The 21653-nt window shown below is 67.7% G+C and carries 25 protein-coding genes and 1 pseudogene; 8 read left to right on the forward strand and 18 right to left on the reverse strand.

Annotation, left to right across the window (positions count from 1 at the left end; genetic code table 11):
- The first annotated feature begins 165 nt into the window (after nucleotides 1-165).
- The 4 genes from ACGFX9_RS38065 (at nucleotide 166) to ACGFX9_RS38080 (ending at nucleotide 2614) form a co-directional block, all read left to right on the forward strand.
- Nucleotides 166-465, forward strand: a complete 300-nt coding sequence (locus ACGFX9_RS38065) for a hypothetical protein (protein ID WP_393484418.1) — start codon at nucleotides 166-168, stop codon at nucleotides 463-465.
- A gap of 412 nt (nucleotides 466-877) precedes the next feature.
- Nucleotides 878-1066, forward strand: a complete 189-nt coding sequence (locus tag ACGFX9_RS38070) for a hypothetical protein (protein WP_393484421.1) — start codon at nucleotides 878-880, stop codon at nucleotides 1064-1066.
- Between the two features lie 24 nt (nucleotides 1067-1090).
- Nucleotides 1091-1564 carry a transposase gene (locus ACGFX9_RS38075; RefSeq protein ID WP_393484423.1) on the forward strand — a complete coding sequence of 158 codons (474 nt, stop codon included), beginning with the start codon at nucleotides 1091-1093 and terminating at the stop codon, nucleotides 1562-1564.
- Between the two features lie 639 nt (nucleotides 1565-2203).
- Nucleotides 2204-2614, forward strand: coding sequence for a VOC family protein (locus tag ACGFX9_RS38080; RefSeq protein WP_393484426.1), 411 nt, complete (start codon nucleotides 2204-2206; stop codon nucleotides 2612-2614).
- Here the strand turns inward: ACGFX9_RS38080 and ACGFX9_RS38085 are convergent.
- From ACGFX9_RS38085 to ACGFX9_RS38150, 14 genes and pseudogenes are all read right to left on the reverse strand, one after another.
- A complete protein-coding gene (locus ACGFX9_RS38085; RefSeq protein WP_393484428.1) occupies nucleotides 2611-3570 on the reverse strand; it encodes a winged helix-turn-helix domain-containing protein in 960 nt (319 codons plus the stop codon). The two genes, ACGFX9_RS38080 and ACGFX9_RS38085, sit on opposite strands and share 4 nt — an antisense overlap.
- Before the next feature lie 251 nt (nucleotides 3571-3821).
- Nucleotides 3822-4550 carry a hypothetical protein gene (locus tag ACGFX9_RS38090; RefSeq protein ID WP_393484430.1) on the reverse strand — a complete coding sequence of 243 codons (729 nt, stop codon included), beginning with the start codon at nucleotides 4548-4550 and terminating at the stop codon, nucleotides 3822-3824.
- A gap of 1099 nt (nucleotides 4551-5649) precedes the next feature.
- Nucleotides 5650-6447: an SAM-dependent methyltransferase gene (locus ACGFX9_RS38095; protein ID WP_393484432.1), complete on the reverse strand. Its 798-nt coding sequence runs from the start codon at nucleotides 6445-6447 to the stop codon at nucleotides 5650-5652.
- An 801-nt stretch (nucleotides 6448-7248) separates the two neighbouring features.
- Nucleotides 7249-8424, reverse strand: a complete 1176-nt coding sequence (locus ACGFX9_RS38100) for a cytochrome P450 (protein WP_393484434.1) — start codon at nucleotides 8422-8424, stop codon at nucleotides 7249-7251.
- 4 nt (nucleotides 8425-8428) lie between these two features.
- Nucleotides 8429-8946 (reverse strand): annotated as a pseudogene (locus ACGFX9_RS38105) (DUF6545 domain-containing protein).
- 480 nt (nucleotides 8947-9426) lie between these two features.
- The gene (locus ACGFX9_RS38110) at nucleotides 9427-9714 is read right to left on the reverse strand and encodes a hypothetical protein (RefSeq protein ID WP_393484436.1); all 288 of its coding nucleotides are present in this window, start codon (nucleotides 9712-9714) and stop codon (nucleotides 9427-9429) included.
- A 12-nt stretch (nucleotides 9715-9726) separates the two neighbouring features.
- The gene (locus tag ACGFX9_RS38115; RefSeq protein WP_393484438.1) at nucleotides 9727-9891 is read right to left on the reverse strand and encodes a hypothetical protein; all 165 of its coding nucleotides are present in this window, start codon (nucleotides 9889-9891) and stop codon (nucleotides 9727-9729) included.
- A gap of 303 nt (nucleotides 9892-10194) precedes the next feature.
- Nucleotides 10195-10758, reverse strand: coding sequence for a DinB family protein (locus tag ACGFX9_RS38120; RefSeq protein ID WP_393484440.1), 564 nt, complete (start codon nucleotides 10756-10758; stop codon nucleotides 10195-10197).
- Nucleotides 10673-10966: an RHS repeat-associated core domain-containing protein gene (locus ACGFX9_RS38125; RefSeq protein WP_393484442.1), complete on the reverse strand. Its 294-nt coding sequence runs from the start codon at nucleotides 10964-10966 to the stop codon at nucleotides 10673-10675. Before ACGFX9_RS38125 ends, ACGFX9_RS38120 begins: the two co-directional genes overlap by 86 nt.
- A gap of 461 nt (nucleotides 10967-11427) precedes the next feature.
- Nucleotides 11428-11634 (reverse strand): hypothetical protein, encoded by a 207-nt coding sequence (locus tag ACGFX9_RS38130; protein WP_393484444.1) that lies wholly within the window; start codon nucleotides 11632-11634, stop codon nucleotides 11428-11430.
- 479 nt (nucleotides 11635-12113) lie between these two features.
- Entirely contained in the window at nucleotides 12114-12746 is a 633-nt protein-coding gene (locus ACGFX9_RS38135; protein WP_393484446.1) for a DUF2461 family protein, read from the reverse strand.
- Between the two features lie 248 nt (nucleotides 12747-12994).
- Complete coding sequence (locus tag ACGFX9_RS38140) at nucleotides 12995-13579, reverse strand: hypothetical protein (RefSeq protein ID WP_393484448.1); 585 nt, start codon at nucleotides 13577-13579, stop codon at nucleotides 12995-12997.
- Nucleotides 13580-13903: 324 nt separating this feature from the next.
- Nucleotides 13904-14509: a dihydrofolate reductase family protein gene (locus ACGFX9_RS38145; RefSeq protein WP_393484450.1), complete on the reverse strand. Its 606-nt coding sequence runs from the start codon at nucleotides 14507-14509 to the stop codon at nucleotides 13904-13906.
- 1291 nt (nucleotides 14510-15800) lie between these two features.
- Nucleotides 15801-16493, reverse strand: a complete 693-nt coding sequence (locus tag ACGFX9_RS38150) for a TetR/AcrR family transcriptional regulator (protein ID WP_393484452.1) — start codon at nucleotides 16491-16493, stop codon at nucleotides 15801-15803.
- A gap of 53 nt (nucleotides 16494-16546) precedes the next feature.
- Between ACGFX9_RS38150 and ACGFX9_RS38155 the strand changes: the two genes are divergently transcribed.
- Nucleotides 16547-17662 (forward strand): FAD-dependent oxidoreductase, encoded by a 1116-nt coding sequence (locus tag ACGFX9_RS38155; protein WP_393484454.1) that lies wholly within the window; start codon nucleotides 16547-16549, stop codon nucleotides 17660-17662.
- 292 nt (nucleotides 17663-17954) lie between these two features.
- On the opposite strand, the gene ACGFX9_RS38160 is transcribed toward ACGFX9_RS38155, so the two are convergent.
- Nucleotides 17955-18116, reverse strand: coding sequence for a hypothetical protein (locus ACGFX9_RS38160; protein ID WP_393484456.1), 162 nt, complete (start codon nucleotides 18114-18116; stop codon nucleotides 17955-17957).
- Nucleotides 18117-18219: 103 nt separating this feature from the next.
- Nucleotides 18220-18744: a MarR family winged helix-turn-helix transcriptional regulator gene (locus ACGFX9_RS38165; RefSeq protein ID WP_393484458.1), complete on the reverse strand. Its 525-nt coding sequence runs from the start codon at nucleotides 18742-18744 to the stop codon at nucleotides 18220-18222.
- 136 nt (nucleotides 18745-18880) lie between these two features.
- Here ACGFX9_RS38165 and ACGFX9_RS38170 point away from each other — a divergent pair, with 136 nt between their 5' ends.
- From ACGFX9_RS38170 to ACGFX9_RS38180, 3 genes are read left to right on the forward strand one after another with little or no spacing between them, the layout of a single operon-like run.
- Nucleotides 18881-19423, forward strand: coding sequence for a phenolic acid decarboxylase (locus ACGFX9_RS38170; RefSeq protein WP_393484461.1), 543 nt, complete (start codon nucleotides 18881-18883; stop codon nucleotides 19421-19423).
- Between the two features lie 14 nt (nucleotides 19424-19437).
- Entirely contained in the window at nucleotides 19438-19662 is a 225-nt protein-coding gene (locus tag ACGFX9_RS38175; protein ID WP_393484463.1) for a transposase, read from the forward strand.
- A gap of 25 nt (nucleotides 19663-19687) precedes the next feature.
- A complete protein-coding gene (locus tag ACGFX9_RS38180; RefSeq protein ID WP_393484466.1) occupies nucleotides 19688-19816 on the forward strand; it encodes a hypothetical protein in 129 nt (42 codons plus the stop codon).
- 223 nt (nucleotides 19817-20039) lie between these two features.
- On the opposite strand, the gene ACGFX9_RS38185 is transcribed toward ACGFX9_RS38180, so the two are convergent.
- Nucleotides 20040-20771 carry a dienelactone hydrolase family protein gene (locus ACGFX9_RS38185; protein WP_393484468.1) on the reverse strand — a complete coding sequence of 244 codons (732 nt, stop codon included), beginning with the start codon at nucleotides 20769-20771 and terminating at the stop codon, nucleotides 20040-20042.
- A 388-nt stretch (nucleotides 20772-21159) separates the two neighbouring features.
- Entirely contained in the window at nucleotides 21160-21633 is a 474-nt protein-coding gene (locus ACGFX9_RS38190) for a (2Fe-2S)-binding protein (protein ID WP_393484470.1), read from the reverse strand.
- Nucleotides 21634-21653 lie beyond the last annotated feature (20 nt).

Genomic DNA, 21653 nt, shown 5'->3' on the forward strand with positions numbered 1-21653 from the left:
TCTCAAGTGGGGCATCTTCCACGGCCCACGTAGCTGACCGGACCGCCGCGGAATTGTCGGGAAAGAGGTCTTCCGGCGTACCCGGTACGGCGCTTGAATCGGGATCCCAGGGCCGACCGTGGTGCCACTCGGCGCTCCCGGAGCCCGGGCCGAAGGAGTCACGCGATGAGCATGATCCAGAGCGGCAAGCTGAGTTTGGACTCGTCACAATCCACCGAGACGACGGGCGGCAAGACCGACACGTTCAAGCGAGTCAACTTCCCCACCCCCTTCCCTGCGGGGTCCGACGTCATCGTGCAGGTCACCGTGCAGACCTTCAACGGGCCCGAGACGCCGGGCGTGCGGCTGCACGAAGTCAGCGGCACGGGCTTCAAGATCCGCCTCAACGAGATCTACGGCGGCGGTATCTCGGCCGACGGCAAGCACGCCACCGAGACCATCGGCTGGACCGCCTACACCATCTGAGGCACTCGGGAGAGACCGAAGGAGTCCGGTCGATGGTTTGGCCGGGCCCCTTCCAAATGGGTCCTGACCTGCGGGAGTGCACCGCCCGCAGATCGCCGCGAGGAGTGTCTGGATCAGTTGCTCGCGCCGTCGCGTGCGCCAGTCGGCGGGTACGGCACCTTGCCAGGGCCCCGGCCCGGCGACTCCTCGCTCGGCGTGGGGTTGCGCCAGTCGTCGAGCGTTTCGGTACCGCTGACTCCGCTCAGAGAGCAGTGGGTGGGGGATCACATCGAGCGGGGCTGCCCCCCCCCACCCGGATCAACGGGCGGGGAAATTCAAGGGTCTGGTCGGAATTCCGTGACGGTCACGATCGCGTAGTTCTGGGCGTCGTGTTCGACTGCGGGAATGACCTGCTCATAGGGGTCTGTCTGCGTTGAAGGACGTGCTGTTCCCGGACGTGCTGTTCCCGGATGCGGTGGGGATGGTGCTGGACCGGTTGGCTCAGGTGGGCGGGGTGGTTGTGGCCGAAGCCCACAGTGCCGTACCGGAGTTGACGAGTCCAGACTGCGCGAACGTCTCGCGCCGCGTGCACAGCCGTTACGGACGACGGCTCGCCGAGTAATCGGTCAGCGGGCGCCGGGTGGTGGTGAGGCTGAAGGTCCGGCGGTTCTTCTGCGACGCCGCCAGCTGCGGACGCCGCACGTTCGTCGAGCAGGTCGAAAGTCTGACCAAGCGCTACGTCTGTGCCGGGCCCGGCGTGAAGACGCTTGGGCGGTCCGTTGCGCTCGCGGCGGGCGGGCGGCCGGGGATGCGGCTGTGCCGCTGGCTGGCAGTACCCACCGGCAGGGCCCGGCTGTTCGGCCAGCTGCGCGCGTCCGACGTTTCCGCCCGGAGTCCGCGAGTGCTGGGCGTCGACGACTTCGCCTTCCGCCGCTCGCGTACCTACGGGACCGTCCTGGTCGACGTAGAGGCCTCCACGCCCGTCGACCTGTTGCCCGACCGCACCAGCGAAACACCGGCCTCCTGGCTCACCGCACATCCCGGCGCCGAGATCATCTGCAGGGACCGCGACAGCGGCTACTGTCGCACGATCAAGGAGGCGGCACCTGGCCCTGGGTGAAAGCGCAGCCCAGATCGCGGCGGACATCGGCTACGTCGACCAGTCCCACCTGCATCGGGACGTCCTGGCGTTCACCGGAGTGACTCCGGCGACCATGGCCGGCGAAGTAGGACTGGCGGTGGACGGCATCGCATACACGAAGCACGACGCCGGCGAAACAGACTGACCCCGCGCAGTGCTCACCACTCAGCAAGGGCGCGGGAACGGCCCCCATGCCACGGAGCACAATGTGCATTCCATCGCTGACTACCGTCCGTGAGACCGGAACTGGCCGTACATGGAGAATCCGAACTGGCCACTGCCACTCCGCAGAGAGGAACACCCGCAGTCACCAACTCCCCCTCCCCCTCCAGATCCGGAGGACGAGCATGTCGCTTCCAGGTTGGCTCTCCAGTCAGGTCTCGGCGGCCCAGGCCCGCAGGCGCCGCCGACGGAACGACATGGTCTGTATGGCTTCGTTCGCTTCTAAGTGGCTCCGCCGAAGTCCGCTGTTGATCCGCACCTGCGGTACGAACCTGGCCGCCCCTGGTGAACAGGGTCTGAGGGCGAAGCCCCCAAGAACTTCTTGTTCCCGCACCTCAGCGGAGCTGCTTACGGCCTGTCTCAAAGTCGGGTGTGAGCTTGTGACAAGATCGCGGGATGCTGCGACTCACCGATTTCATTATCGACTGCCCAGACACGATGAAGCTGGCGGCTTTCTACTCCGAGGTGACAGGCCGCCCGATCAAGGAAGGCAGCTCAGAGGACTGGGCTGGCATCCAGTTCGGCGAGATCGAGCTGGCATTCATCCGGGTGGGCGACTACCGCGCTCCGCAGTGGCCCGACAGCGAGCACCCCAAGCAGTTCCACCTCGACTTCGAAGTAGACGAGATCGAGTCCGAGCAGCGCCGCGTCCTCGACCTCGGCGCGACGCTAAGGCAGGACTTCATCGGCCCCAACGGCTACGGCTGGCAGGTCTACACCGACCCGATCGGCCACCCCTTCTGCCTGTGCCACAACAAGGGTGTCATCTGGACCGACCAGGGCCCGATCTGGCCCCAGCGCGACTAAGCGGCTTGGATGAGGTTCGTTGCTGACTGTCGGATCCGGTCGCGTTGATGGTTCATGGCCTGGTCGACGGCCTTGCCGATGGCGTCGGTGCTGGTCTGGGCGCGTTGGACCACGGTGAACGGCCGCGAGCATGCCCAGAGGGGCAGCTGTCCATCGAGGCCGTTGGCGGCCAGCTCCAGGGCTGCGGCCCCACCGGGCAGGCCGGCCAGGTCCGCGCAGACGAACTCCGGCAGCATCCCGGCGTCGATCTTCCCGGAGGTGGGCTGCCAGAGAAGGTCCGGCGTGGTGCCCACGATCTGGGCGCCGAGCACGTTGACCCGGCGGTTCTTGGTGTCCTCGCGGGGCACCACCGCCCGCTGCCCGATGCGCGAGCAGGGTAGCCGGTGGGCATGGTCGGGGCGAAGCCGGACTCGTCCAGGAAGATCAGGTCGCGCTCGCCCGCGTGCGCCTCCATCCGTAAGTCCGCAAGTCCGCAAGTCCTCCAACCGGGCCCGGGCCGCTTGCTGGAGGACGGGGTCGGCCTGGTGTCGCACCGTGTCGCGGGCACGTTTCCAGCGGAAGCCGTCACGGCACAGCAGCTCCCACAGCCAGTCAGCGGAGATCTCCGCTCCGCGCTGTTCGCGCAGGCAGTCGCGCAGTGCCGGAACGGTCCAGGTGATCCCTCCCGCGGCGGAGGCGTCCAGCAGCCGCGCCAGCGCGGCGCGGTAGTCGTCGCCGAGCCCCCTGGCCGGACGCGTGGGGCGTGGGGCGTCCGGCAGTGTCTTGACCCCGCCGCCGTGGGAGCGGTGGGCCGCAGCGCGCACCGTGACCACGTTGCACTCCAGCAGGTCGGCGACCTCGGGGGCAGTCTCGCCGCGGTCGAGCAGGCGGATGCACTCCGCCCGCTGCCGGGTGGAGCGGGTCAGATCCCGCCGAGCCGGCAGTTCACGCAACTCGCGACGCTGATCGGCAGTCAACTCGATGCGGAGGATGTTTCGACATGGCGTCCCTCCCACAGGACGCCTACTCAACAAGCTGAGGTTCCCTTGCTGCTCGGGAGGTGCTGATCAGCTGGTCAGAGCGGGTTGACGGGGTTTCAGGTTCAGTGGTTCGGCCGTCACAGCTCGGCGTAGCGCTACTCCTCGAACTCGATAGGGCTGAGGAAGCCGAGCCGTTCCTGGCGCGGCTGAGCGAGTGGGCGGCAGAGCAGGTCTTGGCAAATCGGCAATCAGCCGGCCGGTGTCCGCGACAACCACGCCGCAGGCGCCCGGCGGGACTTCCGTGGCCCACCCGAACGCCCCGCCAACTGCCCGCCTAGTATGGCGAGTCCGGCCAGCAGGAGGGTCATACCGACCGGCACCAGCCAGTGATTGCGTCCGAAGCCCATCGCGACCGCCAGAATCACCGTGCCTCCAGTCACCAGCACCGTCGTCCATGCCCCTACCAGTCTCACGACCGCGGCCAGCACGGCAAACCCCACCAGACCGACAAAGACGAGCTGGGCCCCGACACCGTAGATCAGCTGTTCTGCACCGGGAATGTCCTTCACCCTCGCGAACATGTCCTGCAACTCCGCCCGGTTCGCCGCGCGGAATCCGCCTATCAGATCCAGCAACAACTGCACCACGTTCGCCAGCGAACTGAGCAGGACCACCACCACACTCGCCCGCAGCGCAGCCCTGCGCCCAGTCGCCAGTCCCGCCGGTCCGGCGTCATCCCCGGCGATCAGTCGGCCGAAGCGCAGGCTCATTGCCGCGAACATCAAGAACCCCGCCAGCCAGACCGCGTGCGCAGCCGTCCACCAGCCTCCCGGCTCCGCCTGCCCTCCGATCGGCCGCATCAGCAGCCACCCGGCCAGAAAGCACGCCGGTGCGGCGGCGAACATCAGGCGGACGGTCGGAGTCGTCCGCGCCATCGGCGTTGCCGGAGTTGCCATGCGGTTCATCGTCGGCTTCATGACCAGTACCATCCCAGCGGGCGAGAGCCACGTCATTCATGGCCGCCCCCGCTCTGCCCGGGGGTTTTCCCCCGGGCTGGGACTGCCCGGCCGCTCTACGGACGCGACGACGTCTTGGCTGCACTCGACAACCTTACCGGTCCGCGTCCGTAACGGCAGCCACCTAGAGCACGCCTCGGCGTGATGGTGTTGCGCAACACACTGTTGAGATGATCCGAGCTCCGCGTCTGGTAGCTGCATCCGGAGCCCAGGTGGGGCCGGCCCGCCGCCTGAGCACTGCAAGGCGGCATCCTGGCTGACGGAGCGGATCGCCTGGCGCACGCGGTCCTGGAGGACCAAGACATCCACATCGGGCCACACGCCCAGGACCACGCCCGCGACGTTGTCGATAGGCGGCCCGCCCCCCCTGCTGAACGCAGAGAGCGACGCGAGACGCCTCCAAAGCAGCGACGAGGACCTTGCGTTCGGAGTCGCCGATCTCGGACGAGGGGACATCGGCGACCATCTCTACCGTCAGATGCAGCTCGCCGGGATCGTTCGGGTCTGCGGGGAGCGCTGGGTCGATCGGGAAGTACGCCATCACGGACCGGCACGCCTGCGCGAGCACCAACAGCTCATCGTCGGCCCCCACTTGAGGCAGAGCGTAGACGTGCACGGCGCGCATTCCGCCAGGGCCACGGGCTTCCCTGCCACGACGGTGTCCACCGCTCAACCACCATCCCTCCCAAGACGCATGTACTCCCGTTCAGCTCACCCTGTCCGAGGCGGGCCACATCCGCACGCCCGATACGTAGCAGGCGGTTGTCAGCTATACAAGCCAAGGTGTTCGAGATCCGCAGGGTCGCGGTTTGGGAGTGCCCGCCCCGACGAAGTCCTACGGGTGAGGCGTCCCTTCGCCCCCGAAGGAAGCCGCCGCTCCCGCTGGCGCCTTCAGGCGATGTGGACGGCTCCTGGCTCCCCCGCCCGGACCGCCATCACCGCCATCACCGCCTCCAGAGTGGCACTCGAAGTCGTAGAGCATGCAACTCGACTCCGAGGTCGGCCCGTCCCTCGGCCTCTCACTGAGATCGGAGGCAGCGCGCCAAAGCAGCCCAGAGATTCAGGCGTCCTTGCGTGCTACGCCGGCGTAGAAGCCGATGTCACTGGACCCGGCCGGGGTCGGGGCATCCGGGCGCCAGAACGGCGCTTGCACCAAGCCGGGAGCGAGCAGGGTGAAGCCCTCGAAGAGTCGCTCAACTTCGCTACGGGTCCTCAAGTTCAATGTCGCGGTCGCTTTGTCGTAGACGGCCCGCGCGCCTCTACGGTCTGCGAAGTCACCCGTAGCATGCGACAGCACCAGGTAGCTTCCGGTCGGCAGTGCGTCGCGCAGTGTCGCAACAATCCGCTCAGGCTGCTCCGCCTCGGTGACGAAGTGGAGGATCGCGACGAGGAACAGGGCGACGGGCTCGTCGAAGTCGATGAGGCGTCGGATCTCGGGATGATGCACGAGGTCCTGCGGCGTACGCAGGTCAGCGAGCACGATGCCAGTGTCGCCAGAACGACTCAACAGCGCGTCACCATGGGCCTTTACGATCGGATCATTGTCGATATATGCAACTCGCACATCTGGATTGATGCTCTGCGCGATCTCATGGATGTTCGGCGAGGTGGGCAGTCCGGTACCGACATCGAGGATCTGCCGGACATCCTGGCTGACGACGAACCGTACGGCCCGCTCCAGGAAGGCCCGGTTCGCCCTCACGCCTTTCCGCGCCTCCGGCGCTACAGCAACCAGTTCCTCACCAGCCTCCTGGTCCACCGCGTAGTTGTCTTTTCCGCCCAGCAGGTAGTCGTAGACCCGCGCGGGATGCGGCTTGCTGGTATCAATTCCCGCGATGCTCTCGCCGTCCAGAGTCACTCTGCATCCCTCTCCGCGCGCGTCAGCGTCGCCACCGGTCACGCTCTGCCTGCGTGCGCCCAACTGCCCCACACGAGTGCCAAGTTGGTTCATGGTGTGGTGACAATACAACGCGTCCCGCCTCGGCTCGTTCCCTCGACGCCCTGCAGCACGCAACAGCCGTACACGCGCTTGAAATCAGGGAAGCCGTCGGCTCCGGCGACCGAGTTCTCGCCCTCGGCATGCATGCCGCCCTCACCCTGGCACTGACCGGGCTGGCAATCCGGCGCCGGGACGCGCGTACGTAGAAGGGGTAGGCAGCCCGACTGTCACGGTCGCTGCGCTCGGCTGCACCGCCTACAGCACGGACACGAGCCTGCGCTTCGCCACCGATTTCCTCGACGTGGCCGGATCCGCTGAGTCGGCCATGATGTTCGGCGCCACGGAACTCGCGCTCTTCGCGACCGCGCTGATGGCCCGACAGCACCTGACCATCTAAGGGGCTCCAGGCCTGCCGGGCACGCTGGTCTGGGGGGCATCACCGGAGTGCAGGTGATATCCGCTTACGCCGGGTCTGGCCCCGTGGGCGGCACGGTCCACGCCTTCGTCGGCTCAATCATGGCGGCGATGCTCCGGCACCTCGCCACGGGCATCGAACTTCGCCTGTGCAGCCCCGGCGACGCCTCCCACTGCCTGATCGCCCCGGGGCGGTAGGTACGCGAGCGTCTGCTGTTGCGTCTGGGCATCTCCGCCCGGGACCGCGCTGCCGCGCAGATCACCCGCGACCTGCCCATCGACCGCACCCTCGCCTATTTCCACCTCTTACGTGAGGATGGGGAGCGACGTCAGCCCTCGAACGAGGCGGGTGCGTCGCCAATCGAGTTGATCCGGCGGGACCGCAAGGCGGATGCCGGGGAAGCGGACCAGGATCGCTCGCAGAGCGATCTCCGCCTCGGCCTTCGCCAGGGGGGCGCCGACGCAGCGGTGGATGCCGTGGCCAAAGCTGAGATGAGCGGCGCTGTCCCGGTCCAAGTCAAGCTGGTCAGCTGCGGAGAACTGCTCTGGGTCGCGGTTGGCGGCGCCGAGGGCGACCATCACGGGGACGCCGGCGGGGATCTCGGTGCCGCCGAGTGTGAGGGCCTCAGTCGTGAACCGGAAGGTGGCTGTGCTGACGGGGGAATCGAACCGGAGTAGCTCGTCCAGAGCGGCTGGCACCTTTTCCGGGTATTTCCGCAGGTGACCCAGCTTGCCGGGGTGCTGGAGCAGTGCCAGGACGGCGTTGCCTAGGAAGTTGGTTGTCGTTTCGTGCCCGGCGACGAGCAGCAGCACTGCGAGTGAGACCAGTTCGTCTTCGCTGAGGTGGTCGTCTCCGTCGCGCGCCGAGATGAGGCGGTCCAGGAGCGAGTGGCCCGGACGTGAGCGCTTGGCGGCGATGAGGCCGGTCATGTACTCGGCCATGGAGTGTGAGGCCGCGTCAATGAGGTCCGGCTTCCCGGCCGCGAACAGTTCTGCGGACCAGCGTCGGACCTCGACCTGGTCGGCCTCTGGCACTCCAAGGAGCTCGCAGATCACGATGACGGGCAACGGCACGGCCAGGTCGGCAACGAAGTCAACCTGCTCGCCGGCGGGCCACTGGTACAGAAGCTCGTCGGTGACCCGGGCGATGAAGGGACGCATCTTCGCGACGGCCCCGGTCGTGAACGCTTTGGTCACCAGGCGGCGCAACCGGGCGTGCTGGGGAGGGTCGCTCGCCAGCATGCTGTGGGCGACCGCGGGGTGCAGGCGGCGCCGTGACTCCTTGTCCGCAAAGAAGGCGGCCGTGTCCTTGGAGAGCCGAGCGTCGCCGAGGGCTTCCCTGGCTTCCGCGTAGCCGGTGACCAGGTAGCTGGAGTGGCCGCCGGATCCGGGCACAGGCTGCACTGGGCATGCGGACCGCATTGCCGCGTAGGCGAGGTAGGGGTTCTGCAGGAAACCGGGGTCCTGAGTTGGATCGGTCATGCTCTCAGGCTCCAATCGCTTCTGGCTGACCGTCGGCGGCGACACGCCCCACCCGGTTCGTGTAGGCCGCAGCCACCGGGAGAAGCCACTGCGTGTTCGTGCGGAGGTCCTTACGTGAGACGGCATCCGCTGGCGGAAGGGCGATCTCGTCGGCGACCCGGCCGGCCTTCAAGGATGCCAACGCTGCTTTCACGACAGGCGCCTCGACAGCTGCGGCTCTCATTCCTCCGTTCCATCCTCGCAAGATTCCTGGGCCAACTCTTGCACTCTGCAGGGCCGGTAGGGCCGAAGGGCCAGGAGGCCGTCACTGATCTCGATGACCCGCTTCGCGCCCTCCGCTCGCTGGGGCAGCGTTGAGGTGACCCGGCGGGCCGCACCTCGCCTGCCCGCCCGAGGCCACGCGCCGGGAGAAGTAGCGCCTGGACCTGGACATGCTCGACACTCTCGCCACCTGGGGCCAAGCGCCGCCGGCGGTGATAGCCGAAGCCGCTTAAGGCACCAACGCCCACCTGCGGGCCGCACTGCAGGAGCGTCAACTCACCTACGCGCTGGCCCATTCGGAGGCGGCAGGAACAGCCGCCATTGCAGCGGGCAGGTGAAGTGCCCCCATCCCGGGCTTCGCCGTATCGGGTGGCCCCGCGCTCTTCGTACGCCCAAGAGATGCATGGGCAAAGAGCCGGCGTGGGCGGCGCCTTCGTCATCCGGTCGCCCTTCATCGCCGAGGCCCGTGGCGGGGCCGCAGGACCGTGCATGTGCAGGCTCCGGTGGCGTTCCACCAGCTGAGTCAGGCTCCCGCAGCGTGTGCAGGACCGGCAGGTCGTCCGGACGGCGGAGGGAAGCGTCGGCCCTCGGCAGTGCGCTGCTTTTGGCGGACACCAGAGCCGTCCGGTGATGGCGCGCTTCGGCGTCTCGCCAGGATGCCTCGGGGATGCCGTCCAAGCGAAGACGGGGCATTGCTCTCCAGGAGGCCGACGTCGATCCTGTCGTGGCCAGCTTCGATGCTCAGTCCGCGAATGCCCCGTAAGCCGTCCTTGCCGCCGGTACGAGAGAGTCCCCGCACGAGCAGGCCGGAGAGGCCGTGGCCGGAGTGTCACGCTCGTCCTGGTCCCGGGTGATCTCGGTGCTGAGCCGCCGGAGCAGGGCGTCGGGGTCGGTGGGCAGCGAGGCCAGCCACGTGTACGTCGGCCGGTTGAGGCCCGCCGGGTAGCCGACGCCCGTCTCGCCGTCCTGGACCCCGACCGTGATCGGGAAGTACGAGCCGTCCTCATGGATCAGACCTTCATCGATCACCGGATCCGCCTTCTATGACATCCAGACCTCACGCTCGTGGGGCTCGGTCAGTTTCACCGGGCCGCCGAGTTCGCCCTCGTTCCCGGCCTGCAGTGTCTTGACGTACGCGCACTGGTCGTCGGTGGCCTTCTGTTCGCCCTTCTTCGCGGCAACCGAGGCGACCCGGTCGAGCAGCACGGCCGCGCCCCCGCGGAGCCGTGGCCTGGGAACTCGTGCCCGCGGCGGACTGTGCCGGAGCGCGGTCCTGGCCGGTCACGGTGAGCGTGGTCAACAGCACCCCGCCCAGGGCCAGTTCGGCGGAGGGCAGCAGGACGGTGGGGCGCAGAAGGCGGGGTCAGAGGCGTGCGGTGGCGCGCTCGCCGTCCTGGTCGATCAGATGCATCAGGGTGTCCTTGTGGTGGAGATGACGGCCCGGGGGCAGGTCCCGTTCGGCCAGGGCCGGCGGCAGTTTCCGAAGCTCGATCGCCGATTACCGAAAGGTCATATTCGGCGCGGTACGGTTCCGTCCTGCCAGCGGTAGAGGTCGCGGAGCAGGGAAATCTCGGCGCCGTGATGGATCAGCTCCCTGTTGACGTGCAGGACGATGCCCTCCATGGGAAACCGCTCGGGGCCCACCGTGGGCGGATTCTCCAGGTCAGCGTCCGAGAGCTCGCGGACCCCCGCGTTCCATCTCCCATACATCTCATCGAGCTGTTTTAGCGCCTCGTCAGCGGTCCCCGCGTAGGCGAATGTCTGGGAGTCGACGTCCTGGCCGCCGAAGTGCCATCCGACCCGATAGCCCAGGCACGAGACGATGATGTGCGCCAGCCGCCAGGCAATCGTGGTCACCGGCGCCGGCACCGGGTCAGGGGACGCGGAGTCCACCGTCCATTCCCCCGAACCTGCCGACATCGGTGCGGCCGAGTTGCCACGTGGGCGGATGCTCCAGCAGCCGCGCACCGGCTCCCAGAAGTACTCCTCATCGGCAAGGCCGTGCAGCCGCGGCCGCAGGTTCTTGTGCCAGTGCCGGTCCAGCTGGTCCGCGAGTCGCTCGCTTCTCGTCATTTCCGCACACTACATACAAGGGGTCAGGCTGGGTGAAGCGGCCGGTGTTCGGGTCGTAGTAGCGGTTGGCGAGGTACATGTCGGTCGGGTCCTGGTAGTCGTCGGCGAACCGGTAGGGCTGGGCGGCCTTCTCACCGCTCGCAGAACGGGTGACGCCGCGGGGACAGTAGGAGTATGAGTTCACCTTCGCGCCGGATTCGTCTGCCATGGCAACGACGGAGCCGAGTGTGTCGGTGAGGTAGTAGTACGCCCTTCCTTCCCGGCCACACTCATCATCGCCCACTCCCCCAAGTAGCCAACGCTGGTGCCTGGAGGTCAGCGGCAACTCCACCGGCGTCCTCACCGGACCGCCCGCGCACAACAGCGCGCCGGTCAGCTCGAAGAACGCACCCGTCCGCCCGGACAGACACCCACAGAAGGCAGTCCGACAGCGTGACAGTCCCGCGAAAGACGTCGTCCCCACCGACCCACGCCAGGACGCTCACCCCCACGGCCTTCCCCGTGAAGTTCCGCGCTCCATCAAAGAGTTCAGACTCACGAGGAAGGCCGCACCACGCCCTGCGATCACTCCGAAGGTGACCACACCACCGGGCCCAAGGGGTACAAGCTCAGCCGATCAGCACTGGTACTGCCCCGAGACCTAGACGTACCAGAAGACATGCCAGGTGATCAGCGGTTCGGCGGCACGACATAACCCTTCTTCACCAACTGGTCGCAATGCCACCTGCCATAGGACGCGGACTCACCCTTCGCCTTGGTGGCGGCCAGGCAGTCCGCATACGGGAACGGCGGTCCAGCCTCGGAGACCGGAGCAGCGCTCGCCAACGGAGTGGCCAGGCTGATGGCCACGACGGCCGTAGCCAGGACCACGCTCATTCGACGCACAGAAGTTCACCTCTCGCTCAGTTACGGAACATTCGTGAATACCAACGAATTCTGATCGCTTTACGGCACGGCCCCGCAGTGCCGGCCATCAGGCATACGGGTGATCCATGATGAGCAAGCAGGCGTCGTGCCGTCACTGGCCCAAGTGACCGAGCAGGCGCACGACTACGGCCGCGAAACCCCGCCCCTACCTTGCAGCCGGTGCCCGGGCCCGCAACTCGCTAAAGGCTGTTGCAGAACGCAGGAACGGTCGCCGGACGTCGTCTGCGGAGGACTGTCAAGCCGGTGGAATTCGACGCACAAGAGGGCAGTTGCCCTTGCCGCCGGTGGCCGGGTCCGAGCGTGATCGGCGTTCTGCAACAGCCATAGCCAGCGATGGACGACGCTGAAGGTGCGCATCACCTTCTGGCGCGGGGGGGGGCGACGGCGCAGGTGTGGCTACTGACGTGCCGCGCGGCGACCTCGTGATGTCAGGCGGCGCGCTTCACGTGGCGGACCAGCCACATCAGCAGGGTGTCCAGGTCGGCGGCGGCCGAGAGGACCCGGTCGACCGCCTCGGCGGTGTGCAGCCATTCCTCGCAGCCGAGGGGGCGGGCGGCAATCAGAGAACGGTGGCGCAGCAGGTTCGTACGGGAGTGGCCTGTCGGATAGCCGCGCGGAGGGCGTTTCATCACGTCCCCGGAGATGTCGTAGCCCTTCTTGCGCACGTCCTCGACGATGGCGGACAGTTCGCGGCCGCTCCCCTCGGAGACCACGGCTTTGCGGAACATGTCCACCTGGCCGGGGTCGGGGTACCACCAGGCGCCCTGGATCCGCAGGCCGTTCAGGGAGAACCGGAGACCGATTTCGATCTTGCGGCCGAGCCGGATCACCGCGCCCTGGTGCTGCCACCACCAGGAGTCGGTGCGGTAGTGCCAGACGGAGAAGTCCTCGTACCGGGGGTCGGTGTCCGCGACATCGTTGAGCAGGGCGATCATCGGCTGCCGGACCAGCCGTTCGCGGTCCGCACGGTAGCGCTCGCGGATCGCTTGGGTCGGTTCGCCCTGGAGCTGCCACAACACGTCCATGGCTTGCTCCGGCCAGCCGGTGAACTGTCCACGCATGCGCCGAGGGTAGTTCACCCATGATCCGCCATGATCCGCGCGGAGAGTGAGACGGGTGGGAGGCGTAGCCCCAGACATGGTGGGAGGTGTTGCGGCGGGACTCGCCGGTCATTTCCATATGCCGTGCGCGCGGGGGGCGAGTTCGTCGAGGACACGGAGAGTGCAGTCGATATGAAGCGGGCGGTGAGGTTGTGTAGCGGAACTTGAGATCCCACAGCAGCCGCGCCCGGCAGAGTTCGTGTCCCGTCTCAAGCAATCGAGTCGTTGTCCCAGCGAACCGAGTCGCTCGAGCTTCCGCTTCGTTCCTGTGTGGCTGGCCCGGTACGGCGGCCTCTGTTGCGGTTCCCGAACGGACGGGCGTGGTGGACGGACATGAATTCCGCGATGAGGGCCGCCTCGAAGGTGGCGGGATCCAGGTTCGGGGTCTCCCGCCAGGCCACCAGGAGGGCGTCTGCGTCCACGAGCTGCCACACGTACCGGCCACCCCAGTGTCCGACGGCCTTGCCCGCGCCGAACTGGCGGAACTCGTCCAACCGCTTGCGCAAGCCCCGACGCCCGTTGGCGCCTGCCGATGCCTTGCCGATGTAGACCACCTGGGCGCCGTTCACCCAGGCATCCTGCAACGTCGCCACGTCCACGGACGGGTCTCGGTCCTTGAAGTGCCCGGCGGGACTGACGGTACGGAATCCGGGCATCCCGCCTTCGGCGCGCACCACCACGTACACGCCGTCTGTCGGCGGTACATCGCTCTCCGGCAACGTCGCGAAGCGAACGAATCCCTTGAATCCGCGTTCCGCGAGCGCGGTGCGCGTGAGCTGAGTTTCGGCATCCATGCCGAGAATCGTGCACCGAGGCTCCGACATCGTGTGCGCCGGCGAAGTCAGTCGGCAGCAAGGCCCTGATGTGCAGTCAGTTCTGAGAATGGGGCGCCGTTTTTGAGAACCTACATTCGTGTAGGACCTCGCGGCTGGTGTCGGGCACCATGCCTTGCGGCCTGCGGATATGTCCGCTGTCTTACGTCATGTCGGACGCTCGGCGTCTCAGTTCCCTGCCGGAAAGCGCCGTCGGCGCGGATCTGCGGCGACGGCGCGACCCACTGACCTGCTGCAGCGGCGCGGAAGTTGCACCGATGGTCGTCAGCGGGCCGCGGCGCGCGACTAGTAGCTGTCGTAGCTGGGCTTGCCGTTCGGCCGGTAGATGCCGAGGACGGTGCCGCCCTTCGTTGTCGAGACGCTGACCGGGTCCAGCGCAGTGGGGATCGCTCCGTCGGCGAACAGTCGCTTGCCGGTGCCGATGATCACCGGGTGGATGGTCAGCCGGTACTCGTCGACGAGGTCGTGCTGCATGAGGGTTTGCGCGAGGTCGCCGCTGCCAACGACGTTGATGTTGCCGCCGTCGGATGCCTTGAGCGTGCGCACGGCACCGACGATGTCGCCCTCCAGCAGCGTGGAGTTCTGCCACTCGACGGACGTCAGGCTGCGAGACGCCACGTACTTGTGCGTGCTGTTCATCCGGTCGGTGAACGGGTTGTCGGGATCGGCAGTTGGCCAGTACGACGCGAAGATCTCGTACGTCTTGCGGCCGAGCAGCATCGCGTCGGAGTGCTGGTACCAACCCGCGATTGCCGTGCCGACCTCGTCGTCGGCCACCGTCTTCTGCCAGCCCCCGTGCTTGAAGCCGCTCCCCGTGTCCTCGTCCGGACCGCCCGGCGCCTGCATGACGCCGTCGAGCGTGAGGAACGTGCAAACGATGATCTTGCGCATGGTGTGCTCCCTTCGTCGATGGGTAGACCCCACGACCGTCGGAAACTTATCGGCGGAACTTCCCTGGCACAGGACCACGTGTCCCATCGCGTTGAGCTTGTCTGTGGATCATGCTGAGCTGCGGAGTTGGCAGGCCTTTGGAGAACACTCCGCTCGCGATTCTCAGCGCATCCGGCTTCTGCGGAACAGGTGCCTCGGCCGAGGCGGGGCCGTTGGTGTGAGGAATCCGGTGAGTGTCTAGGCGGCGAGCCTGATCGGCGTGCGGGGGTGCTGGCGCAAGGTGGCGCGCGGTGGTGTGGCGGGCTTGAGCTGGAGGCCGACTACGGGTGCTGCCTCTCCCGGATCGACATCGATGTGGTAGCGCTGGGCCGGCGTCGCGAGTACCAGCGCTGTCTCGACCAGGGCGAACCGTGCACCGGGGCAGCCGCGCTGACCTAGGAAGTGCTGCGGCTCTACCCGCCCACGTGGATCATCCCTCCCAGGGGGCGCAGAGCGGTACCGCCCTGGGAGGTGTCTCGATCCTGGCCGGGACGGTGGTGTGGTGCAGCCAGTGGACCACCCACCGTGAGCCCCGCCGCTGAACGGGAACCACGTGTGCGGCGAAACGCATAGTCGCGGCGTATCCGAGCACCCGACTGGGCGGATGCTCGGCTGGGCGAGGGACCGCTTGCGGCGCCAGTCGGCGCCCTGGCTATGAATGACGCTGTCACCGACCAGTTGTCTGAACGCCAGCTGGCATCGAGGGTCTCGTAGTGTCGCTCGTCGGCCCCGAGGAGTGCCGCGATGTGCCCGGGATGGGAGAGGAAGACGTTCCGCATCGGTCCGAGGGACCAGGTGACCACGTGCCCGAAGTCGTCGCGCAGCCGCTCCAGAAATGCCAACGGGTCCCGGCCGAACACCAGGAGGTTCCCGAGACCAGCACGGACTCCCTCAGGCCACAGCGCTCGCCATCAGCCCACTCCACATCGACCAGGCCCAGGTCCATCGCCACCTCCGCAGGGACTGCCGCGAGCAACCGCGGCCTGCGGCTGTCTCAGATCGGCGGCAGCGGGCGGGAAGGCGGCGGGCAGGGGCGGTGGGCAGATAGCCGGGGACAGATGCCGGGGTAAGGGGCGACGGTAGCTGCCGTTGTCCAGGACTGCAGGTAGTTCGTGGCGTGGTGGAAGCGGAAGAAAGAGCTGATGACGGTGGTGTGGTCCCCAGAGTGACCCCGTCGAAGAATCGGCCCAGTTGAGGTGGGACAGCCGCGGTCGCGGCGTAGCCGCGGACGCTGGCGTATCCGCGCTGAGGGTTACGCCGGCGGCCGGTTGAGTTTGGCGGCCACGGCGTCGAGGACCCAGTCCAGGCCGGTCGCGAAAGATGTCTCGGCGTCCACGTCCGTGCCGTCGTGCACGGCCTTGGCCAGTGCCGGGAAGCGACCCGTGGCCAACATTTTCGTCACATGCGGGCCGGAGGCACGCTGCCAGTCGTGCTTGGACAGGCCCGTGGCACGCTCGGCCCGCAGGTTCGCGGTCTCGCGCCTGATCGCGCCGGTGAAGTAGGCGCTGACGGTTTCCACGGACCGCATGACGGTGTCGATGTCGGCGAGGCCGTCGAGGGCGCCCAGCGTGGCCTCGGCCACGGCTAGACCGTTCGGGCCCAGGGCCGGGCGGCCGCCGAGCAGGTCGGCCAGCCATTGGTGACGGAGAGCGGCCTGCCTGGTGCGGTGGGCGAGGACGCGCAGCGCCTCACGCCAGTCACCAGGCCGCTCCTCGGGGAGAATCTCGGCGTAGACCTCGTCCACCATGAGGTCGAACAGCTCCTGCTTGGTGGAGATGTATCCGTACAGCCGCATCGGGCCGGCGTTCAGCCGGGCGGCGACCTTGCGCAACGACACCGCCTCCAGCCCACCCTCGTCGGCCAGCGTGATGGCGGCGGCGACGATCCGCTCCCGGTCGAGCGGCACGGGGCGATTCGGCGGCTCCGGCCGGTCCCACACAGTCATGGTCACACCGTTCTCTTGCGATGCATCGAAGCGGGGAAATACAGTGTATCGATATGAGACATCGTATCGCGGTGGTCGGTAGCGGCCCTGCCGGCCTCACCTTCGCCCGCGTCCTGCACCGGCATGGCTACCCCGTCGCCGTCCTCGAACGCGATCCCGCCCCCGACGCCCGTCCGCCGGGCGGCACGCTGGACCTGCACGAAGCGCTGGGCCAGCTCGCGCTGGAAAAGGCGGGGCTGCTGGCGGAGTTCCAGGCGCTATCTCGTCCCGAGGGGCAGGCCATGCGCATCCTGGACGCGGACGGGACCGTCCTGCGCGACTGGCAGCCCCGTCCGGGCGACCGGGCGAACCCCGAGATTGACCGCGGGCAACTCCGTGACCTGCTGCTCGGCCCTCTCGACGTCCGGTGGGGGCGGGGCGTGACGCAGGTGGTGCCAGGGAGGGATGGCGTACTGGTCCATTTCGCGGACGGACGACAGGAGACGTTCGACCTCGTAGTCGGCGCGGACGGCGCCTGGTCCCGGATCCGCCCGGCAGTCTCGTCGGTGACGCCGCACTACACCGGCGTCACCTTGGTCGAGACCTCCCTGGACGACGTCGACACCCGCCACCCTGACCTCGCCCGGTTGATCGGCGACGGTTCCGTGGCTGTGTACGGCGTGAACCGAGCTCTCGTCGCCCAGCGCAACAGCGGCGGCCACGTCAAGGTGTACGCCCAGTTCCGCGCGCCGCTGGACTGGCACAAGAACCTGGACCTGGCCGACGTCGAGGCCGTGCGATCGAGTCTGCTGGCCCTGTTCGACGGCTGGGCCGCTCCCGTCCTCGAACTCCTCCGTCACGGCACCGCTTTCGTTCACCGCCCCCTCTACGTCCTGCCTGTGTCCCACACCTGGACCCACGTTTCCGGGGTGACGCTACTGGGCGACGCCGCCCATCTGATGCCCCCATTGGGTGCGGGCGCGAACCTCGCGATGCTGGAAGGCGCTGAACTCGCCGAGTCCATCGCCACCGGCTCTGGAGATCTGGACGAGGCCGTCCGCGCCTTTGAGGAACAGATGTGGGCACGGGCCGGCAGGTGGGCAAAGTTGACGATGGCCGGTCTGGAACGCCTCGTGAGCCCGGACCCCGGCGAAGCCCTCGCCCTGTTCGACCAAGTCCAGCCATCCTGACGGCCAAGCGCGAGACCAGCACTGTTGGTGGCCATCACCGCCGAGAATGCCGGCGTCCGCACGACCGCCACCGGCGACTTGCCGGCCCCCGTACGCGAACGCCGCGAAGCAGCGGCCCTGCGCGGCCCCGCGCGGCCCGCATCCTGCCTGACGCATGACCCGCACCTACCACCGACGAGCAGTACGAACGCTGGTTCATGGTCGGGTGCTGTCGCTGCTGCCGTCGACAGCAAGGTCAACTACCCCCTTGCGCGCCGAATTCCACCGTCGCGGGGGCGCGCAGTCGGCAATGTCAGGTCGCGAGGCTACCGCTGTCGGCGATGGCCGCCTGGTATCGCCGCTCGAAGCCGGCCGGCTCGGCCATCGCCTGGACTTCGTTCTCTCGCCAGGCTGCCTTCTCCGCATCCTTGATGTGGCGCTTCTTCACACCCAGCCGCGCGACTTGCTCCACCACGTCGGCGATGCGCAGAGGCTCGCCGTGGTGCCGTTCCGCGGCCCAGACGGTCGGTTGAGCACCCTCACCACGACTTGTTCTGAACGAACTGCACGACGCGGCGCTACTGACCGGGCGTGGTGGCGTCCGCGGCCTCCAGGGCAGTGACCAGCCGATCCAGGGCTGGCAGCACCTGGCTCAGTGCCGCCCGGTCGGCATCGGACAAATCCTCGACGACTCGCGTGAGGGCCGCGGAGCTGGCCCGGTCGTAGCGCTCCAGCAAGTGCCGAGCCTCGTCCGAAGCGGTGAGCACCACGGTCCGCTGGTCGTGCTCGGGCCGGACCCGCTCCACCAGCCGGGCGGCGGACATCGTCCGAACGAGGTTACTGACGGTAGACGGGGCGACCCGCACGCGCGTGGCCGCCACCCCTGGGCTGAGGCCCTCGGGCGAGGAGGACAGTGCCCGGAGCAGCTCGATCTGCGCCTCCGGCAGGTCGGGCAGGCCCTCGGCGTTGCGCGTGGCGCGCAGGACGGCGCGCCGCAGCGGCCCCAGCACCCCGCCAAGGCCGGCAGCGACCCGGGCAGCCTCCGGCATCCCGGACCCACCGCCGTCGCTCTTCTCCTCCATTGCTCTACCCCTCTCGCGCATGCCTCCATTATGACCCGCGATCATATTGTTTTGTCACAAATATATTTTGTGGCACACTGGTTTCAGGGCGGTGAGGGTCGATGGCCTGAACCCAAAGCTGGCGAACCGCCGCTCGAAGCACGAAAGGAACAACACCATGACCACCACTGCGTACGAGACCCTGACCACCGTCGAGAACCCCGTTCCCCCGCAGGACCTGTCCGGCATCGTCGGGCACAGGTTCATCTACACGTACGCCAACGGCTGGCAGTACGAGATGTACGTGAAGAACGCCACGACCACCGACTACCGCATCCACTCGGGCATGGTCGGCGGCCGCTGGGTGAAGGATCAGGAAGTCGACCTGGTGCAGCTCGCCGACGGCGCGTACAAGGTTTCCTGGAACGAGCCGACCGGCACCTCGGTCGTCGTCAACGTGCTGCCCGGCCGACGTGTCCTGCACGGCACCATCTTCTTCCCGCAGTGGATCGAGAAGGACGGCAGCAAGACGGTGCTCTTCCAGAACGAGCACCTGGACGAGATGCGCGCCTACCGGGACGCAGGCCCTACGTACCCGATCTACGTGGTGCCGGAGTTCGCCCGCATCACCCTGTTCGAGTACGTGGGCGAAAACAACGAGAGCGTCGTCGCGGTGGGCCCAGAGGACCTGCCCGAGGGCTTCGCCGACCGCGTCCAGTGACGCTCGAGGGCCGCTTGCACGGGTACGACGGCGGCAAGAGGGTTCTGCGCATCAAGCGCCGCCTCCCGGTGGACACGCTCGGTCTGATCTTGGACATGTGTGTCAGCCCCACGAACGTGAGTGCCCGCGACGGCGCCGCGGTGCTGCTGGCCCGAAGCGTCGGCAAGTTCCCACGGCTGCTAAGCGTCTGGGCTGACCAGGGCTATCGCGGTCGCGAGCTCCTGGCCTCGGCCCACTAGGAAAACCGGCGTCACCATCGAGGTCGTGCAGCGCAAAGACGGCGGCTTTCGCAGCACACGAGCCGAAACCGACGCATCACCGCGCGAAGTGCCCACGTTCGCGGTAGTCCCGCGCCATTGGGTGATCGAGCGCAGTTTTGCCCGGCTGGGCTGATACCGACGGCTCTCCAAGGGCTACGAGTACCTACCTTGCCGCCACGCAAGAGAATGCGATCTATCTCGCCACGATCGTGCTCCGTGATTCGGGCAGCGTGGGCCCCTGCCGAGCCGGCAGGGGCCCACGTCACACACAGCAGAGCAACGCCGGGGCCTTCCCTGGACGAGCAGCATCCTGGTCAGTACGGCTCAGCGTCAGCTGGTGGCCTGACGGCCCGGCTTCACTTCAGGTGGCGGGTCAAGAACTGGGCCGCGGCATCCCCCGCGAACTGCGGGACGCCCGTATGCCCGCCGAGATTGGCGTGCAGCGTTTTCACCTGCGTGCCGAAGGCGTCGAACAAGTCCAGGGCCGCCTGCCGGTCGTTGCCTTCGTCGTCCCACTGCAGCAGGACGTGCAGCGGAATGGTGACCTGGCGGGCCTCCTCGAACATGACGCGAGGTACGAAACTCCCGGCGAACAAAACGGCGGCCGAAATGCGCGGCTCGACCACCGCCAGCCGGACCCCGATGGAGATCACTCCCCCTGAGTACCCGACCGGGCCGCCGATCTCGGGCAGCGAAAGGAGGGCGTCCAGAGTGGTCTGCCATTCCGGGACCGCCTTTTCGACGAGCGGGAGGATGAGGGCGTCGATGATCTCGTCGCCGACCGGCTCGCCGGCCTGTAGCGCCCGGCGCAAGTCGGCGCGGGCCTGCTCGGCGCCGACCAAACGGAGCCGTTCACCGCTCCCGGGGAGCTCGATGGTGGCCGCGGCGAAGCCCTCCGCCGCAGAGTGCCGGGCCCGCCCCGCCAGCCGGGGGTACATCTTGTGCAGTCCGCCGGGGTGGCCGAGCAGGATCAGCGGCGCCGGCGCGGTCGCGGACGCGGGCGTCCACAGGATGCCGGGGATCTCGCCGAGGGTGAATTCGCGCTCGAGGACGCCGTCGTCGAGGCGCTGTTCGGAAGTGAATTGCATGGTCGTGCCTTTCGGGAGTGCACAGAGCGGCGCTCCCGGACGACCTATCGCCCGACCGTGACCCCGGAGGGGAGCACCCATGTCGATACAGCGTTCACGGGTACCACCTCCTCGTTCTCTCGCACGGCCTCCGAAAACGTAGCAGTGGTCGCGGTGGCCCGCCAAACGGATTTCTGCGGAGGCCTCGTGGCCGGATGCCAAGGAGTCGGACACACCACGCAGAGCTCCTCGGGGCCTCACTGCGGCTTCTGGTGGCGAGGCCCGGGGACGGCGGGGCGTGCTGAGGGTCTGGGGGCGGTGGGGTTGGTCGTGATCGCCTACCAGTCCGGTTTGGTCCAACCGCGCCCACACCAAGGCGGCCGACACCAGCGGACTCGACGCCCGCCGGTCAGCCCGCGGCGCCTGCCCTGATCGCTTCACGGATACGGAAGTAGGTGCCGCAGCGGCAGATGTTGCGGATGCCGTCGAGGTCGCCGTCCGTGAGGTCGCGGCCCTCGGCGGCGACACGGCGGACCAGCGCCACGGCCGCCATGATCTGGCCGGGCTGGCAGTAGCCGCACTGGACGACGTCGTGGTCGAGCCAGGCCCGCTGCATGGGGTGAAGGTCCTTGCCGACCGTGGCCGGGAGCCCTTCGATGGTGGTGACTTCGTCGGTTGGCTCGAGGTCCTTGACGGGAATCGCGCAGGGGTTGACCGCTTCGCCGTTGAGGTGACTGGTACAGGCCTTGCATACGTTGATGCCGCAGCCGTACTTCGGTCCGGTGATGCCGAGGATGTCGCGCAGCACCCACAGCAGACGTACGTCATCGGCGACGCTGACCGTGACCTGCTCGCCGTTGACGCGGAATGTGTGCTCAGGCACGGAAGGTCTCCTTGGGGTCG

The organism is Streptomyces sp. NPDC048436 (assembly GCF_043200355.1).
GTDB lineage: Bacteria > Actinomycetota > Actinomycetes > Streptomycetales > Streptomycetaceae > Streptomyces.